Here is a 16,066-nt window from a genome sequence, read left to right as displayed (position 1 = left end):
GCCGCGTAACGCTTACCAGCGCCGTATCTTGATGATGTGCGCCATCTTGCCTGGCGGGCCAAGCTCGACGTAGGCGGTCGGTCCCTGCCAGCGGTAGCGTTCGTCCGAGAGCAGGTCATGCGCCTGATACTGCTCGTCGGCGGCAATCCCGAAAGCGCTCAGCGGGATGTCGAGCAGGGCCGACTGCTTGTGGTGCGGATCGAGATTGACCACGCACAGGATGACGTCGGACAGGTCGTCGGTCATCTTGGCATAGGCCAGGATTTGCGGATTGCTGGTCGCCACGAAGAGGACATCGTTGTAGATCTGCAGGGCCGCTGACTCGCGCCTGATCTGATTGATCCGCGTGACGACGTCCACGATGTTGCCGGGCGCCAGCCAGTCGCGTACCTTGATCTCGTACTTCTCCGAATCGAGGTACTCCTCCTTGCCGGGAAGCGCCGCGTTCTCGCACAGTTCATAACCGCTGTAGATGCCATACACGGTCGACAGCGTTGCGGCGAGGACGGCCCGCATGATGAACGCCGGTCGACCGCCATACTGCAGGATCGGCGGCAGGATGTCCGGCGTGTTGGCGAAGAAGTTACCGGTGAAGTATTCCTTCATTGGTCCGCTGGTCAGTTCGCTGACGTACTCGGTCAGCTCGTGTTTGCTGTTGCGCCAGGTGAAATAGGTGTAGGACTGGGCAAATCCCACCTTGGCCAGCAGGCGCATCATCTTCGGCTTGGTGAATGCCTCGGCAAGGAAGATGACTTCCGGGTGTTCCCGGTGTACTTCGGCAATCACCCACTCCCAGAATGGGACGGGTTTGGTGTGCGGATTATCGACGCGGAAGGTCGTCACGCCCTTGCTCACCCAGAACAGGAAGATTTTCAGCATCTCCTGCCACAGACCGGCACGGTCGGCGGTGCCGAAGTTCAAGGGGTAGACGTCCTGATACTTCTTCGGCGGGTTCTCGGCGTACTTGATCGAGCCGTCCGGCCGATGAAAGAACCAGTCCGGATGCTCGGCGACGTAGGGGTGATCAGGCGAGCAGTTCATCACGTAGTCGAGCGCGATTTCAATCCCCAACTCGCGGCAGGTGGCGGCAAACTCGTCCCAGTCGGCCCAGGTTCCGAGCTGTGGTTCAAGCCCCATGTGACCGCCATGCTCGTTGCCGATCGCCCATGGACTGCCGACATCGCCGGGTTCGGCGACCAGGCTGTTATTCTTGCCTTTGCGATACGCGTAGCCGATTGGATGGATGGGTGGCAGATAGATGACGTCGAAGCCCATCGCCCTGATTGCTGGCAGGCGCTTGATGCTGTCCTGCAGCGTGCCGTGCCGGAAAGGCACCGTTCCCTGCGAGCGCGGGAAGAACTCGTACCAGGCGGCGAAACGCGTCACCGGCCGGTTGACCATGACGCTCAGCGTTGGCGCAAGCTGATAGCCTTCGCTGCGATCAGGATACCTGGCCATCATTTCATGCATGACGCTGCCGACTCCCAGATCGACGGCGCCCTGCTGCTCGCCGGCGGCAAGCGCGCTTTCCATTGCGCCAATGATGCCTAGCATGCGGCTGCGGTCTTCACCCACGGCAAGGGCGGTGGATTTCTTCAGGATTGTCAGGCCTTCGAGCAACTCGCTGGTGAGCTGCGCGCCGGGCACGTTCTTCTTGCCGATCTCATCTACCCAGGAAAGGTAGCGTTCGGCGTAGGCCTCGATGGTGTACTCCCAGCGGCCGATCGAGGTGACGGTGAATTCGCCGTGCCAGCGATCGTTGTCGCCAGGTTGCAGCGGGCTCTCCAGCCAGGTCGTCGTTCCCGCCGGGCGCACCTTGAGACGTGCGGCGAGCTTGTCGTGTCCTTCCTTGTAGATATCGGCGGCGACGGCAACTTTCTCGCCGACGACGCGCTTGATGGGGAAACGGCCGCCATCAACCTGTGGCTCGACCGCTTCAATGATTACGCGTGGGTAGTCTTGCGGGACCATTCTTGCTGCTCCTAAGTACTAATCGTCCGGTACAGCCGGAAACATGTTCTGGCAAAATCGATAAACATGGCCTGCCCGGCGGCATGCCGGCCTCGCTCGGCAGCGCGGCGAGCATCACGCCAGGGCCAAGGCGTCAGACCAGTGTGTTGTACAGCGCCCTGGTCTGCTGCGCGATGCTCGACCAGCTGAAAACCTCGCGCGCGCGCTGTTGGCCGGCGGCGGCCATCGCCTCGCAAAGCTGCGGATCGTCGAGCACCTTGTTGATCGCAGCGGCCAGGTCGCGTGAGAAGGTATCCGGATCGACCGGTTCGAAAGGTGCGACGTGCAACTGCTCGAGCGGCACGAGGAATCCGGTGACGCCGTCGATGACGACTTCCTTGATTCCGCCGACGGCACTCGCCACGACCGCCGTACGACAGGCCATCGCTTCCAGATTGATGATGCCGAAAGGTTCGTAGATCGACGGACAGCAGAACACCCGGGCGTGCGAGTACAACTGGATCGCCTCTGCCTTGCTGACCATTTCCTGAATCCAGATGATGTTCTTGAAGCCCTGCTGGCGGACGTGCTTGACCGCAGATTCCATCTCGGCAAGGATTTCGCGCGTGTCCGGCGCGCCCGCGCAAAGGACGACCTGGGCGTCCGGATTGATGTACTTGACGGCGTTGACCAGGTGGATGATTCCCTTCTGGCGGGTGATCCGGCCGACGAAGAGGACGTACGGCCGGTCGGGATCGATGTGGTATTTTTCCAGCGCTTCCGCGTCAGGGGTGGGGTGATACTGGTCAACGTTGATGCCGTTGTAGATGACGCTGATCTTCGCCGGATCGATGTCGAAGTGCTCGAGAATGTCCTTCTTGGTGCCTTCGGAAACTGCAACCACGGCGTCAGCCATGCCCAATGAGGTGCGCTCGATCCACGAAGACATGTCGTAGCCGCAGCCAAGCTGTTCGCGTTTCCATGGCCGCAAGGGCTCCAGCGAATGCACCGTGTGCACCAGCGGGATGCCGTACAGCGTCTTCGCCAGGATGCCGCCGAGGTGGGCGTACCAGGTGTGCACATGCACGAGATCGGCGTCGACCTGCTCGCTGAGCGTTTCCAGATTGCTTTCAAAGGTGTCGAGCGCGCCGCTCAGCTTGCGGTCGACGTGGGCGAAGCTACCCTTGCCGAACGGAAAGCCCTTCACCCGTACCCCGTCATTTACAGTGTCCTGGTCACCAAAACAGCGGACTTCGACATGCATCAGTTTGGCCAGCTCGCCGGCCAGATACTCAACGTGAACACCGGCTCCGCCGTAGACGTAGGGAGGGTATTCTCTCGTCAATAGCAGTACTTTCATCGGAGGACTTTCTATGCTGTGATTGTGGATGAAGGCTCTTCGCGCGCTTTCAGTGAAGGCCATCGCATTGTATCGGGAAAGCGCTCGAACGGCCATCCGGCAAGCGCTGCGCCGGCCTGTCCCGGCATTCCCGACGAGGCATTCGGCGGTTGGCACGGCGGCTGGCGGGTGGCGCCCCCTTGGCGACTCGCTTGCCCAGGCAGGGTAGAATACCGCGCATGAATCTCCTGGCCATCGAGACCTCGACCGAAGCGGGAAGCATCGCTGTCTGCGGCAAGGGTGAACTCGTCCGGCGCGTTTGCCCGGCAGGCGTGCCGCATTCCGAGACGCTCCTGCCGCTGATCCGCAATACCCTTGACGAGCTTGGTCTGGCGTTTGGCGACTTGGATGGCATCGCCTTTGCGGCCGGGCCGGGCTCGTTTACCGGACTGCGCGTTGCTTGCGGCGTGGCCCAGGGACTGGCCGTCGCATACGACTTGCCGGTCGTTGCCGTCGGCACGCTGGCTGCGCTGGCCGCGGCGAGCGGTGGCGAGCGTGTCCTCGTTGCGCTTGACGCGCGCATGGGTGAAATCTACTTCGCTGCCTTCGTCGCTGGCCAGCCGGTGCTGCCGACAGTCGTCGCGCCGGCCGCGCAGATCGAGCTGCCGGCGACCGGCGGCTGGCTGGCCTGCGGCAACGGCCTGGCGGCGCATCCGCTGCTGCGTGCGCGGCTGGCACCGATCGTCGACGCATGGCAGCCGGAATTGATCCCTGATGCCGGCGCCGTTGCGCGCTTGGCGCTGGCCAGTCTGGCGCGTGGCGAGGGCGTCGATGCTGCCGACGCCGTGCCGGTCTACGTCCGCAACAAGGTTGCCTTGACGGTGGCCGAGCGTCTCGCTGCCGGGGGACGAGCGTGAGCGATGTCGTCGCCGAACGGCCGCTGATGCAGCCGCTGAGCCACGCTGATGTCGACGAGATGGTTGCCATCGAGGAGCGTGCCTACGCTTTTCCGTGGACACGCGGCAACTTCATCGACTCGCTGACCTCGGGCTACAGCGTCTGGGGTGGCCGTTCGCACGGCAAACTGGTCGGCTACTTCGTGCTCATGCCGGTCTTCGACGAGGCGCATCTGCTCAACCTCAGCGTCGCTCCGCTCTGCCAGCGAATCGGCTACGGTTCGCTGCTGCTGCAGTACGCCTTGCTCGTCGCGCGCGAGGCCGGGGCGGCGAGTGTGCTGCTCGAAGTGCGGCCGTCCAACACTGCCGCGCTGGCGCTCTACGATCGCTTCGGTTTCAGCCGGATTGGCGTTCGGCGTGCCTACTACCCGGCCGCGAACGGGCGCGAAGACGCGCTCGTCCTGCGTCTCGGGCTTACCGCAGGTGCCGGGTGGCTGGCATGAAGACGCCTGGCCAAGGCCTGACGCGCGAGGAAATTCTGCACGAAATGGGGTTTGCGCCGCTTTGGCGCCTGCGCACGCCGCTTGCCGCCAACCCGCCGGGCGCCGCCGGGCAGCCGGCACTTGCCGCGCCAGGCGAGGTGACGGCGGACACATCGTCCAGCGGCGAGGCTGCGCCGGGCGCGGCGGAAGCCGGGCGAGCAGCCCGCATTGCGCACATGGACTGGCCAGAATTGCAGGCGAGCGTTGCCGCGTGCCGCGCCTGTCAGCTTTGCAGCGAACGGCGGCAGGCGGTGCTGGGGGTCGGCGACGTGCACGCTGACTGGCTGTTTGTCGGCGAAGCGCCAGGTGCTGAGGAGGACGCACGCGGCGAGCCCTTTGTCGGGCCGGCCGGCAAGCTGCTCGACGCGATGCTGGCGGCGATCGATCTGCGGCGGGGCGACGACGTCTATATCGCCAACGCCGTGAAGTGCCGACCGCCGCGAAACCGGACTCCGGAAGCCGGCGAGATGGCCGCCTGCGCGCCCTATCTGCAACGCCAGATTGCCCTCATCCAGCCCCGCCTGATCGTCCTCCTCGGGCGTGCCGCGGCGCAAGCGCTGCTCGGCGAAATCGGCCCGCTTGGCAGCTTGCGCGGCAGGTCGTTGAGCTTTTCACCACCGGATGGCAGCGCGCGGCCGATTCCGCTCGTCGTCACCTATCATCCGGCGTATTTACTGCGGACGCTGCCCGACAAGGCGAAGGCCTGGGAGGACCTGTGCCGCGCGCGCGCCCTGATGCGCACCTTGCAATAGGGCTCGCGCGCCTGGCCTCTGGACTTGGCCGTGCGCACTGCGCGCATTGCCTGCGACAACCGGCATCGAGACAAGCGACAAGGTGTGAGGCATACTGCCGGCCACGGGTGGTTGAGAATTCGCACTGCGTCACCATGTCGCGGGCACGTGCTTCTTGCTTCATCTTTCGGAAAGGGAAATTGTCATGAGCAAACGAATGCTGGCTGTGCTGCTCCTCGTTGCCGGGTTGCTCTCCGGTTGCGGCTATAACACCTTTCAGACTGGCGACGAGGCGATCAAGTCGGCCTGGTCTGAGGTACTCAATCAGTACCAGCGGCGCGCCGACCTGATTCCGAACCTGGTCAGCACGGTGCAGGGCTACGCCAGCCACGAAAAGGAAGTCCTGACGCAGGTGACGCAGGCGCGCGCGCAGGTGGGTTCGATCCAGGCGACACCGGATCTGGTGAACAACCCGGAAGCTTTCGCCAAGTTCCAGCAGGCGCAAGCCGGACTGTCGAGCGCGCTTTCGCGCCTGCTGGTGGTCGCCGAGAATTACCCGCAGTTGAAGGCCGATGCCGCCTTCCGCGACCTGCAGGCGCAGCTTGAGGGAACCGAGAACCGCATCACGGTGGCGCGCAATCGCTACATCAAGGCGGTCGAGGGTTATAACGTTTCGGTGCGTACCTTCCCGAACAACCTGACGGCGATGGTCTTCGGCTATTCGGTCAAGCCGAACTTCACGGTTGAAAACGAGAAGGCGATTTCGGTGGCGCCGCGTGTCGACTTTTCCAAACCAGGCGCCGCCAGCGGGGCCCCGGTGCCGAAGAGCCAGCCGGCAGCCGGCAACTAGGCTATGCGTTGCGCCCTCAGCCGCTTCGCCGCGGCGTTCGGTTTCGTCCTTCTGCTCGCCTGCGCTCTCGCCGGTGCGCAGGACTTGGCGCCGGTGCCGCGCCTGGCGGCGCGGGTCAACGACACCAGCGGAACGCTGGCCGCCGATCAGCGCAGCCGGCTGGAGGAGAAATTGGCGGCGTTCGAGCGCGAGAAGGGCGTGCAGATCGCCGTTCTGGTCGTCGCCACGGTGAAGCCCGAGACGGTCGAGCAATACGCCTTGCGCGTCGTCGAGGGCTGGCGCCTGGGCCGCCGGGGTGTGGACGACGGCGTCTTGCTGCTTATCGCCAGGGAAGACCGCAAGCTGCGGATCGAGGTCGGCTATGGGCTCGAAGGCGCGCTCAACGACGCAACGGCCAAGCGCATCATCAGCGAGACGATCAGCCCGCGCTTCAAGCAGGGCGACTTCTATGGCGGTATCGACGCCGGCCTCGACGCGATGATCAGAATCATCGCTGGCGAAGCGCTGCCGGCGCCGGCGCCAGCAGCGGCCGAGCCGTCGCTGAGCGCCAGCGACGACGACCGCATGGCGATCGTGCTCTTCGCCGGAGTCGTCCTGGTGTTCGTCGTCGGACGCTTTCTACGGGCGATTTTCGGTCGCCTGTTCGCCGCGGGAATCGTTGGCACGGTTGCCGGAGTGATCGCCGCGCTGCTGATTTCGTCGCTCATCGTCGGCGTCATGGCGGGTGTCGTCGCTTTCGTCGCGGCGCTGATCGCTGGTCAGGCGCGTGGCGGTCGGCGCGGGGGAGGTTGGCCGTCGGGCGGCATTACCTGGGGCGGTGGCGGTAGCTCGGGTGGCTTTTCCGACAGCTTCTCGGGCGGCGGCGGTAGTTTTGGCGGTGGCGGTGCTTCGGGAGACTGGTGATGCAGATTCAACGCGTGTTGCGCCATCTGATACTGCCCCACTGGTGGGTCGGGCGACTTGTTCCGCCAGCGCTGTTGCACAGTGTCGAGCAAAGCGTGGTCGCGTCGGAAGCGACGCATCGCGGTGAGTTGCGCGTGGTCATTGAAAGCAACCTGCCGTTGCCGGCGCTGCTCGCCGATCAGTCGGCGCGCGCACGCGCGCTCGAGCTCTTTGCCCAGTTGCGTGTCTGGGATACCGAGGAGAACAGCGGCGTCCTGATCTATCTGCAGCTCCTCGACCGACGGGTCGAGATCGTTGCTGATCGTGGGATCAATGCGCGGCTTGGCCAGGAGTTCTGGGACGCGCTCTGCCGGCAGATGGAGGCTGCCTTTCGCGCGGGGGATTTTGCCGGTGGATTGCAGCGCGCGCTGGATGCCGTCACGCAGGCGCTGCGCGAGCATTTCCCGGCGACCGGCGAGAATGTCGACGAACTGCCGAACGCGCCACTCTTCGTCTAGGTTTCCGCGTAGCGCAAGCGCTTGCTTGCTTTCCCGGGTTGCGTCAGGTGGTCGAGCGGCAGGACGTGCGTCTGCTTGACCTTCTGCAGCGCGATGCTGGTCTTGATGCGGGCAACGCCGGGCAGGCGCATCAGGCGTTTCATCATCAGCTCGGAGAAGGCGGCCAGATCGGGAACGACGATGCGCAGCATGTAGTCGGCATCGCCGCTCACCGAGAAGCACTCGACGACCTCCGAGAGGGCCGCCACGGCAGCTTCGAAGGTTTCGCTTGCCGTTTCGCTGTGGCGTTCAAGGATGACCTGCGCGAAGGCGGTGACGCCCAGCCCGAGAGCCCCAGGCGCGAGCAGGGCAACATACGCGGCGATCACGCCGTCCTCTTCAAGGCGCTGAATCCGGCGGCTGATCTGCGAGGCTGAGAGACGAATCTGTTCGCCAAGCGTCGCGTTGGTGGCATTGCCCTTGCGCTGCAAGGCGTCGAGGAGGGCCAGGTCGTAGCGATCAATGGTGATCTTTGACATTTTCTTTGCCATTTGTGCAAGAAACGTGCGCAGTATATGCGATGTTCCGCAGCTTTCAACCGGTTTTCGATTTGTCCGCCCGATTCCTCATCGCGCGCCAAGCGCTCCTGGAAAGGTCGCTGACGCGCTGCTGAGCGCGCTCAGTGCCCGTCGTCGTCAAGATGGGCGACATCGTCGCGGATTCGTTGATTGGCTTCATGGCGCCGCTTGACCAGGTACATCGTGCCACTGACGAAGAGCCCGAAAAGCGTGACGACCCAGTAGATCGACAGATTGGCGCGAATCATCACGAAGTACAGCCCGGTCATGGCCAGGATCGACAGGTTCTCGTTGAAGTTCTGGACGGCGATCGAGTGGCCGGCGCCCATCAGGATATGGCCGCGATGCTGCAGCAAGGCGTTCATCGGGACGACGAAGAAGCCGGACAGCGCGCCAATCAGGATGAGCAGGCCGACGGCCAGGCCAACGTGCTGTACCAGGTTCATCAGCAGGACGATGATTCCCATCGCGATGCCGAGCGGGATGACGCGCACCGACTTGCGCAGAGTGATCATTTTCGCGGCGCCCACTGCACCGAGCGCGACGCCAAGCGCGACGACGCCCTGCAGCATGCTCGACTTGGAGAGGTCGAGCTGCAGCGCGTGTTCGGCCCACTTGATGACGATGAACTGAAGCGTGGCGCCGGCGCCCCAGAAGAGCGTCGTCACGGCGAGCGAAACCTGGCCCAGCCGGTCGCGCCAGAGAAGGAGCAGACAATGATTGAATTCGCGCAGCAGGTACCAGGGGTTCCTGTGCAGCACGCGGTGGTCGACTCCGGTATCCGGCACGTAGAGATTGAACAGAGCCGCCAGCAGGTAGAAGACGGCGACAAAGCAGAGCGCCATTTCGCCCGTGGTATCAACTCCCGTGTCGATCAGCGGCAAGTCGAAGCCGAGCAGCACGGTGGCAATGTCCGCCTTGATCAGCGTGCCGCCGATGACCACGCCGAGGATGATCGCACCGACCGTCAGGCCTTCGATCCAGCCGTTGGCGACGACCAGCAGGCGGTGCGGCAGGTACTCGGTCAGAATGCCATATTTGGCCGGCGAGTAGGCGGCGGCGCCGAGGCCGACGACGGCGTAGGCCAACAGCGGGTGCACGTCCCAGTACATCAGCGCACAGCCGAAGATCTTGATCGCGTTGCTGATGAACATGACGCGCCACTTCGGCATCGAATCGGCAAAGGCGCCGACAAAGGCGGCGAGAACGACGTAGGAAACAGTAAAGAAGGTCTTCAGCAGAGGCTCGTACTCGCTCGGTGCCTGCATCTCGCGCAGCAGCGCGATGGCGACGATGAGCAGCGCGTTATCGGCCAGCGCGGAAAAGAACTGCGCGGCCATGATGACGTAGAAGCCAAAGGGCATGGGAGATGACGAATCGGTCTGTTTTCTTGGTATGTCGTTCTTATACCATGAAAGCACCGACCTTGTTCACTCAACCCGCCGCCCGGCGCCAGGCGGTTGGCGACCCTGGTCCCTGTCCGGCGCGCCGGTTTTGTGTTTGAATACGGATATAAGTCGCTAAGTAGAACAAGGGGAGTAGGCCTATGGCTGATCGTCGGTTACAGGTGTTTCACGCCGTGGCCAAGCATCTTTCGTTTACCAAGGCTGGCGAGGCGCTGCACATGACCCAGCCGGCGGTAACTTTTCAGATCAAACAACTGGAGGAGCGCTTCAACACGCGCCTGTTCGATCGGGGGGGCGGACGGATTTCGCTGACGCCGGCCGGCGCGCTCGTCCTCGACTATGCCGATCGAATTCTCAGCCTGTCGACCGAGATGGATATTCGCGTCGCCGAGATGACCGGGCAGATGAGCGGCAGCCTGCTCGTTGGCGCCAGTACGACGATCGCCGAGTTCATCCTGCCGCCGATTCTTGGCGAGTTCAACGTTCGCTATCCGCAGGTGCGCGCGCGCCTGACTGTCGGCAACCTGGAAGTGATCACCAACGCGATCGCCGCGCACACGCTGGACATCGGCCTGGTCGAGGCGGAAGTCAGCCATCCGACACTGCAATGCGAGGTCTGTGGTGACGATGAACTGCAGGTGATCTGCATGCCGACGCATCCGCTCAGCCAGCACAGCGAAGTCGAGGCCCGCAGTCTGCTGGCCCACGAATTCATTGCGCGTGAAGCAGGCTCGGGAACGCGCGAAGTCACCGACGACTATCTGCGTGCCTGTGGCGTCGAGCCGGGATCCTTGAAAACCTTGATGGAGCTGTCCAGCCCGGAAGCGCTGAAGGGCTTCGTCGCCACCGGGCTTGGTTTTTCGATCGTTTCACGCGCCAGTTTCGAGAAGGAAAGGCAGCTCGGAACGCTGATCGCCATTCCCCTGCGACCGCGTCTGAAACGGGCGATCTCGCTGGTCTATCCGCGCGAACGCTTCCGCTCGCGCGTTGTTCTCACCTTCGTCGAGTTCGCCCGCAGCAGGCTGCGGGAGATGTCGGCCTGATGCCGCGCCCGATCGAGGCCCGCATCGACCTGGCAGCGCTGCGCCACAATTATCTGTTGGCGCAGCGTCGGGCACGCGTGGGCAATCCGGCTGCGCAAGCGTGGGCGGTGATCAAGGCCGACGCTTATGGTCACGGTCTGCTGCGCGCGGCCGGCGCACTCGCCGATCTAGCCGACGGTTTCGCCTTGCTTGACCTCGGCGACGCCGTCAAGCTGCGCGAAGCCGGCATTCGACAGCCCATCCTGCTGCTTGAGGGCTTCTTCGAGCCGGCCGACCTGGAGATCTGCGCGCAGTACCGCCTGACCGTCGTCGTCCATCGCCTCGAACAGTTGTTGATGCTCGGCCGGGCGGTGCTGCCGCTTGCCTTGCCGATCTACCTCAAGCTGAATACCGGTATGAACCGCCTGGGCCTGAGCGAAGACGAGTTGCCGGCGGCCTGGCGCGCGATCGAGCAGGCCTCGGCGATCGGCCAGGTGACGCTGATGAGCCATTTTGCCGAGGCCGACGGCGCCGAACGCGAAAGCTGCATCGACTGGCAACTGCAGCGCTTTGCCCGGATGATCGCTGGCTGCGCGGCAGCTGCCGGCTTGCCGGTCTCGCTCGCCAACTCGGCGGCGATCCTGCGCTACGCGCGGACCGCCGGCGACTGGGTGCGCCCGGGCATCATGCTCTACGGCGGCAGTCCGTTCGCCGACGAAAGTGCGGCGCAACTCGGGCTCGCGCCGGTGATGACCTTGCGCAGCCGGATCATCGGCGTGCAGCAGGTCGAGGCGGGCGAACGCGTCGGCTATGGTGGTACCTTCGTCGCCCGCCAGCCGACGCGCGTCGGCATCGTCGCCTGTGGCTATGCCGACGGCTATCCACGGCACGCGGGTACCGGCACACCGATTCTCGTTGGCGGCCAACGGACGCGCACGCTCGGGCGGGTGTCGATGGACATGCTGGCTTGCGACCTGAGCGAACTGCCGAGGCTCGGCGTCGACGCGCCGGTCGTTCTCTGGGGCGAGGGCATGCCGGCGGACGAGGTTGCCGCGGCGGCAGGAACGATCAGCTACGAGCTCTTCTGCGCCCTGGCGCGCCGCGTTCCGCTGGTCGTCGTCTGAGCATGGCGCAGGCAGCCGGCAGTCGCAAGACAGTCTTCTCGTGCAGTGCATGTGGAGCGGTTGCCGGCAAGTGGCAGGGGCAGTGCCCGGGCTGCGGCGTCTGGAACACGCTGGTCGAAACGCCGGCGGAAGCGGCTGCCGGTCGTCGTCAGCCTTACGCTGCGCTCGCCGGCAACAGCGGCGTGCAGGTGCTCGGCGACATTGAAGTCCGCGAGGAAGCGCGGCTGGCGACCGGCATCGGCGAGTTCGACCGCGCGCTCGGCGGTGGCCTGGTTGCCGGCGGTGTCGTGCTCATCGGTGGCGACCCGGGAATCGGCAAGAGCACCTTGTTGCTGCAGGCGCTGGCCGAGATGTCCGCACGCCACCGCGTTCTTTACGTCAGCGGCGAGGAGTCCGCCCGGCAGATCGCGCTGCGTGCGCAGCGCCTGGCGCTGGCGAGCGGGAATCTTCCCTTGCTCAGCGAGATCCGGCTGGAGGCGATCATCGCCACGTTGCAGTCGAGCGCGCCGCAGGTTGCCGTGATCGACTCGATTCAGACGCTGTGGTCCGAACAGCTCACTTCGGCGCCCGGCTCGCTGGCACAGGTGCGCGAATGCGCCGCGCAACTGACGCGCCTGGCCAAACAGGCGGGAACGACGATCGTTCTCGTCGGGCACGTGACCAAGGAAGGCGCACTCGCCGGACCACGCGTGCTCGAACACATCGTCGACACGGTGCTCTATTTCGAAGGCGATACACATTCCAGTTTTCGCCTGATTCGCGCGGTGAAGAACCGCTACGGAGCGGTGAACGAGATCGGCGTCTTTGCCATGACCGAGCGGGGGCTGAAGGGTGTCAGCAACCCGTCGGCGATCTTCCTCTCGCAGCACGCGACCGAGGTTGCTGGTTCCTGCGTGCTCGTCACGCAGGAGGGAACGCGTCCGCTGCTGGTCGAGATTCAGGCACTGGTGGACCAGGCGCACGGCAACGCGCGCCGCTTGACGGTCGGTCTCGACGGACAGCGCCTGGCGATGCTGCTCGCCGTTCTTCACCGGCATGCGGGGATTGCCTGTTTCGATCAGGATGTTTTCCTGAATGCTGTCGGCGGCGTGCGGATCAGCGAGCCGGCGGCCGATCTGGCGGTGCTGATGGCGGTAGTTTCTTCGCTGAAAAACCGGGCGCTGCCTGAAAAGCTGGTGGTTTTTGGCGAAGTCGGTCTGGCCGGCGAGGTGCGCCCGGCGCCGCGCGGGCAGGAACGTCTGCGCGAGGCCGCGAAGCTCGGCTTTACGCACGCCCTCATCCCCGCTGCGAACGCTCCGCGACAGGCGGTCAGCCGGCTCGAATTGATCGCCGTGCGGCGAGTCGAAGAAGCCGTGCAGCGCCTGCGCGAACTTGCATGAGTGTGCGCGCGGGTCGTACCCTTGGGCAACTTCATCGGACAACAGGAAAGCAGCAATGAGCCAAGCCAAAGTCTTCGTGGCCGGGGTCGGTACCGTCCCTTTCGGCAAGCCCGGCGCAACCGAGAGTTACGATCTGATGGCCGCCGCAGCCACCCGGCGCGCACTCGCCGACGCCGGTCTGCGCTATACCGATGTACAGCAGGCGATCGTCGGCTACGTCTATGGCGATTCGACCTCGGGGCAGCGCGCGCTGTACGGTGTCGGGATGAGCGGAATTCCGATCATCAACGTGAACAACAACTGCTCGACCGGGTCGACCGCACTTTTCCTCGCCCGCCAGCTGGTCGAGGCGGGCGTCGCCGATTGTGTGCTGGCCGTGGGTTTCGAGCAGATGTTGCCGGGTGCGCTGACCGAACACTGGAGCGACCGGCCTTCGCCGTTCGCGCGTTTCGATGAGCTTTGCGCCGAGATTGCGCCCTTCGAGGCGCCCCTTGCCCTGCGCTACTTTGGCGGCGCCGGGCTCGAGTACATGGCGCGTTACGGCGTCAAGGCGAATCTGTTCGCGAAAGTGCGTGCCAAGGCCAGCCGGCACGCGCTGCGCAACCCGACGGCGCTCCTGCGCCAGGTGGTCAGTGAAGAAGATGTGCTGGCGGCGCCGCTGATCTGTCCGGAGGCGGGTATGACGCGTCTGATGGCCTGCCCGCCGACCTGCGGTGCGGCGGCCGCCGTGCTCGTCTCAGCCGACTTTGCCGCAGCGCGCAGCCTTGATCGCCGGGTCTTCATTGCCGCGCAGGCGATGACCACTGATCGGCCGGGGACCTTTGACAAACGCAGCATGTTGGCGCTGGTCGGGGCCGACATGAGCCGCGAAGCGGCCGACCTGGTCTATCAACAGGCGGGCGTCGATCCGTCCGAAATCGATGTCGTCGAACTGCACGACTGCTTTGCCCAGAACGAGATCATTACTTACGAGGCCTTGCGCCTGTGTCCGGAGGGTGGCGCCGAAAAGTTCGTCGCCGATGGCGCCAACACCTACGGTGGTCTGATCGTGACCAACCCTTCCGGCGGTCTGTTGTGCAAGGGGCACCCGTTGGGCGCCACCGGCCTCGCGCAATGCGCCGAACTCGTCGAGCAGTTGCGTGGCGAGGCCGGCGAAAGGCAGGTCGCCGGCGCGCGCAACGCGCTGCAACACAACCTCGGACTCGGCGGTGCGTGTGTCGTGACGCTCTACCAGCGACTGTGAGCGCGCCTTACGGCAGCGAGCGCACCGGTCTCGCTCACGCATTGACGATCAGCGACCAGGAGTTCGCGTTGTTTCAGCGGCTGATTTACCAGCTTGCCGGGATCAGTCTGGCCGATTCAAAGAAGGTGCTGCTGGTCGGCCGCCTGCAGCGCCGGCTGCGCGAGTACGGCCTGAACGATTTCGCCAGCTACTATCGCCTGCTGGTCGGCGGAGCGCATCCTTCCGAACTGCAGACGATGGTCGACCTGCTGACGACGAACGAGACGTATTTCTTCCGGGAAGCTGGTCACTTCGACTTCCTGCGCGAAGTTGTTCTCGCTACGCGACGTTCGACCAGCCCTTTCCGTATCTGGAGTGCCGCCAGTTCGACCGGCGAGGAAGCGTACAGTATGGCGATGGTGCTCGCCGAGGCGCTGGTCAACTCGCCGTGGGAGGTCTTCGCGTCGGATATCAGTACGCGCGTGCTGGACAAAGCGCGCAGCGGTCTCTACGCGGACGCGCGCACCGACGGCATCCCGCGCGCACTGCGCGGCAAGTACTGTCTGCCCACCGACGACCAGCGCAGCTTCCGCATTGCGCCGCAGATTCGTCAGCGCGTCCGCTTCCAGCAGGTCAACCTGACTCGTCCGATCGATCCCGGAATGGGTTCGTTCGACGTCATCTTCCTGCGCAATGTGATGATCTATTTCGATACGGAGACCAAGCGTCAGGTCATTGGCCATCTTCTGCCCCGCCTCCTGCCGGGCGGCTACTTCATCGTTGGCCATTCCGAGTCGCTGAGCGGAATCGGTACTGGGCTCGCCGCGGTTCGCCCGACGATCTATCGCAAGCTCTGAATCCGGGCGCGCCGCGCGCCTGCGGGCGAGCGCGCGCACCAATTCTTCACGGCGTGCTGCATCCAGACGCGTGCGTGCTGCGTATGCGGATCAACTGGGGGAGAATCCGTTCATGACAGCGACTGACTGGAGAGAAGCGATCGACGAATTCGACAGCATCGACGATGCCGGCGGCGGAAGCGATGACGCCGGCGCGCACGACGCGGCGGATGAGCGGCAACCGGTCGACGCCGCTTGCCCGTCGGACGCCTCCGGCTGGCGCCTGGCACTCGCCGGCGAGGCTGAGCTGCAGGCCTGGATCGCCCGCATCGTGCGGCACGAAGAGCAGGCGCTCGGCGAGTTGTACGAGGCGATGGCTGGGCGTGTCTACGGCCTGGCTTTGCGCATCACGCGACACGTGCAGGTGGCCGAAGAAGTGACCGAAGACGTTTTCTGGCAGGTCTGGCGGCAGGCGCCGCGCTTCGACGCGGCGCGCGGCAGTGTGGTGAGCTGGATTCTGACCATTGCCCGCAGCCGCGCGCTCGATACGCTGCGGCGTGGCGAGCGCGCCGAGGCGCTCGACGAGGAAGCATTGGCCAGCCTGTCGGGCGAGGGTGACCCGCACGATCTGCTGGCGGCCGTGCAGCGCAATGATCGCCTGCACCGCGCGCTTTCCGGCCTGGACCCACTGCCGCGCCAGCTTCTGGCGCTGTCGTTCTTCCGCGGTCTGACGCATGAAGAGATTGCCAGCCACATGAGCCTCAGACAACCTGATCTCGGTCCCATGACGATTGCACGATTGTGATCGCGAA

General features: G+C 64.6%; 16 protein-coding genes. 12 read left to right on the top strand and 4 right to left on the bottom strand.

The window, feature by feature from the left end; genetic code table 11:
• Positions 1-12: 12 nt before the first annotated feature.
• Positions 13-1,971, bottom strand: a complete 1,959-nt coding sequence (locus RKP46_RS05705; RefSeq protein WP_311105739.1) for an alpha-1,4-glucan--maltose-1-phosphate maltosyltransferase — start codon at positions 1,969-1,971, stop codon at positions 13-15.
• A gap of 133 nt (positions 1,972-2,104) precedes the next feature.
• Complete coding sequence (glgA, locus tag RKP46_RS05700; RefSeq protein WP_311105738.1) at positions 2,105-3,310, bottom strand: glycogen synthase; 1,206 nt, start codon at positions 3,308-3,310, stop codon at positions 2,105-2,107.
• A gap of 218 nt (positions 3,311-3,528) precedes the next feature.
• Between glgA and tsaB the strand changes: the two genes are divergently transcribed.
• The 6 genes from tsaB to RKP46_RS05670 all read left to right on the top strand — a co-directional run bounded on the left by tsaB (position 3,529) and on the right by RKP46_RS05670 (position 7,708).
• On the top strand, positions 3,529-4,206 hold the full coding sequence (gene tsaB / locus RKP46_RS05695; protein WP_311105737.1) for a tRNA (adenosine(37)-N6)-threonylcarbamoyltransferase complex dimerization subunit type 1 TsaB: 678 nt from the start codon (positions 3,529-3,531) through the stop codon (positions 4,204-4,206).
• Positions 4,203-4,688, top strand: a complete 486-nt coding sequence (rimI, locus tag RKP46_RS05690; RefSeq protein WP_409194107.1) for a ribosomal protein S18-alanine N-acetyltransferase — start codon at positions 4,203-4,205, stop codon at positions 4,686-4,688. The genes tsaB and rimI overlap by 4 nt, the downstream gene beginning before the upstream one ends.
• Complete coding sequence (locus RKP46_RS05685; protein ID WP_311105736.1) at positions 4,685-5,479, top strand: uracil-DNA glycosylase; 795 nt, start codon at positions 4,685-4,687, stop codon at positions 5,477-5,479. The genes rimI and RKP46_RS05685 overlap by 4 nt, the downstream gene beginning before the upstream one ends.
• Before the next feature lie 184 nt (positions 5,480-5,663).
• The gene (locus RKP46_RS05680; protein ID WP_311105735.1) at positions 5,664-6,308 is read left to right on the top strand and encodes a LemA family protein; all 645 of its coding nucleotides are present in this window, start codon (positions 5,664-5,666) and stop codon (positions 6,306-6,308) included.
• A gap of 3 nt (positions 6,309-6,311) precedes the next feature.
• Positions 6,312-7,211: a TPM domain-containing protein gene (locus RKP46_RS05675; protein ID WP_311105734.1), complete on the top strand. Its 900-nt coding sequence runs from the start codon at positions 6,312-6,314 to the stop codon at positions 7,209-7,211.
• Entirely contained in the window at positions 7,211-7,708 is a 498-nt protein-coding gene (locus RKP46_RS05670) for a TPM domain-containing protein (RefSeq protein ID WP_311105733.1), read from the top strand. Before RKP46_RS05675 ends, RKP46_RS05670 begins: the two co-directional genes overlap by 1 nt.
• Here RKP46_RS05670 and RKP46_RS05665 read toward each other — a convergent pair.
• Positions 7,705-8,226, bottom strand: coding sequence for an Lrp/AsnC family transcriptional regulator (locus RKP46_RS05665; protein ID WP_311105732.1), 522 nt, complete (start codon positions 8,224-8,226; stop codon positions 7,705-7,707). The genes RKP46_RS05670 and RKP46_RS05665 overlap by 4 nt on opposite strands.
• Before the next feature lie 140 nt (positions 8,227-8,366).
• Entirely contained in the window at positions 8,367-9,629 is a 1,263-nt protein-coding gene (gene lplT / locus RKP46_RS05660; RefSeq protein WP_311105731.1) for a lysophospholipid transporter LplT, read from the bottom strand.
• Between the two features lie 182 nt (positions 9,630-9,811).
• Here lplT and RKP46_RS05655 point away from each other — a divergent pair, with 182 nt between their 5' ends.
• The 6 genes from RKP46_RS05655 (at position 9,812) to RKP46_RS05630 (ending at position 16,059) form a co-directional block, all read left to right on the top strand.
• On the top strand, positions 9,812-10,714 hold the full coding sequence (locus RKP46_RS05655; RefSeq protein WP_311105730.1) for a LysR family transcriptional regulator: 903 nt from the start codon (positions 9,812-9,814) through the stop codon (positions 10,712-10,714).
• On the top strand, positions 10,714-11,817 hold the full coding sequence (gene alr, locus RKP46_RS05650; protein WP_311105729.1) for an alanine racemase: 1,104 nt from the start codon (positions 10,714-10,716) through the stop codon (positions 11,815-11,817). Before RKP46_RS05655 ends, alr begins: the two co-directional genes overlap by 1 nt.
• 2 nt (positions 11,818-11,819) lie before the next feature.
• Positions 11,820-13,196, top strand: coding sequence for a DNA repair protein RadA (radA, locus tag RKP46_RS05645; protein WP_311105728.1), 1,377 nt, complete (start codon positions 11,820-11,822; stop codon positions 13,194-13,196).
• 55 nt (positions 13,197-13,251) lie between these two features.
• Positions 13,252-14,439 carry a lipid-transfer protein gene (locus tag RKP46_RS05640; protein ID WP_311105727.1) on the top strand — a complete coding sequence of 396 codons (1,188 nt, stop codon included), beginning with the start codon at positions 13,252-13,254 and terminating at the stop codon, positions 14,437-14,439.
• Positions 14,436-15,275 carry a protein-glutamate O-methyltransferase CheR gene (locus RKP46_RS05635; protein WP_311105726.1) on the top strand — a complete coding sequence of 280 codons (840 nt, stop codon included), beginning with the start codon at positions 14,436-14,438 and terminating at the stop codon, positions 15,273-15,275. Before RKP46_RS05640 ends, RKP46_RS05635 begins: the two co-directional genes overlap by 4 nt.
• Positions 15,276-15,387: 112 nt before the next feature.
• Positions 15,388-16,059, top strand: a complete 672-nt coding sequence (locus RKP46_RS05630) for a sigma-70 family RNA polymerase sigma factor (protein ID WP_311105725.1) — start codon at positions 15,388-15,390, stop codon at positions 16,057-16,059.
• Positions 16,060-16,066 lie beyond the last annotated feature (7 nt).

Source organism: Accumulibacter sp., assembly GCF_031732815.1.
Lineage (GTDB): Bacteria > Pseudomonadota > Gammaproteobacteria > Burkholderiales > Rhodocyclaceae > Accumulibacter.
The sequence above is the reverse complement of the archived record's forward strand: the minus strand, read 5'-3'. Positions and strand labels throughout refer to the sequence as shown.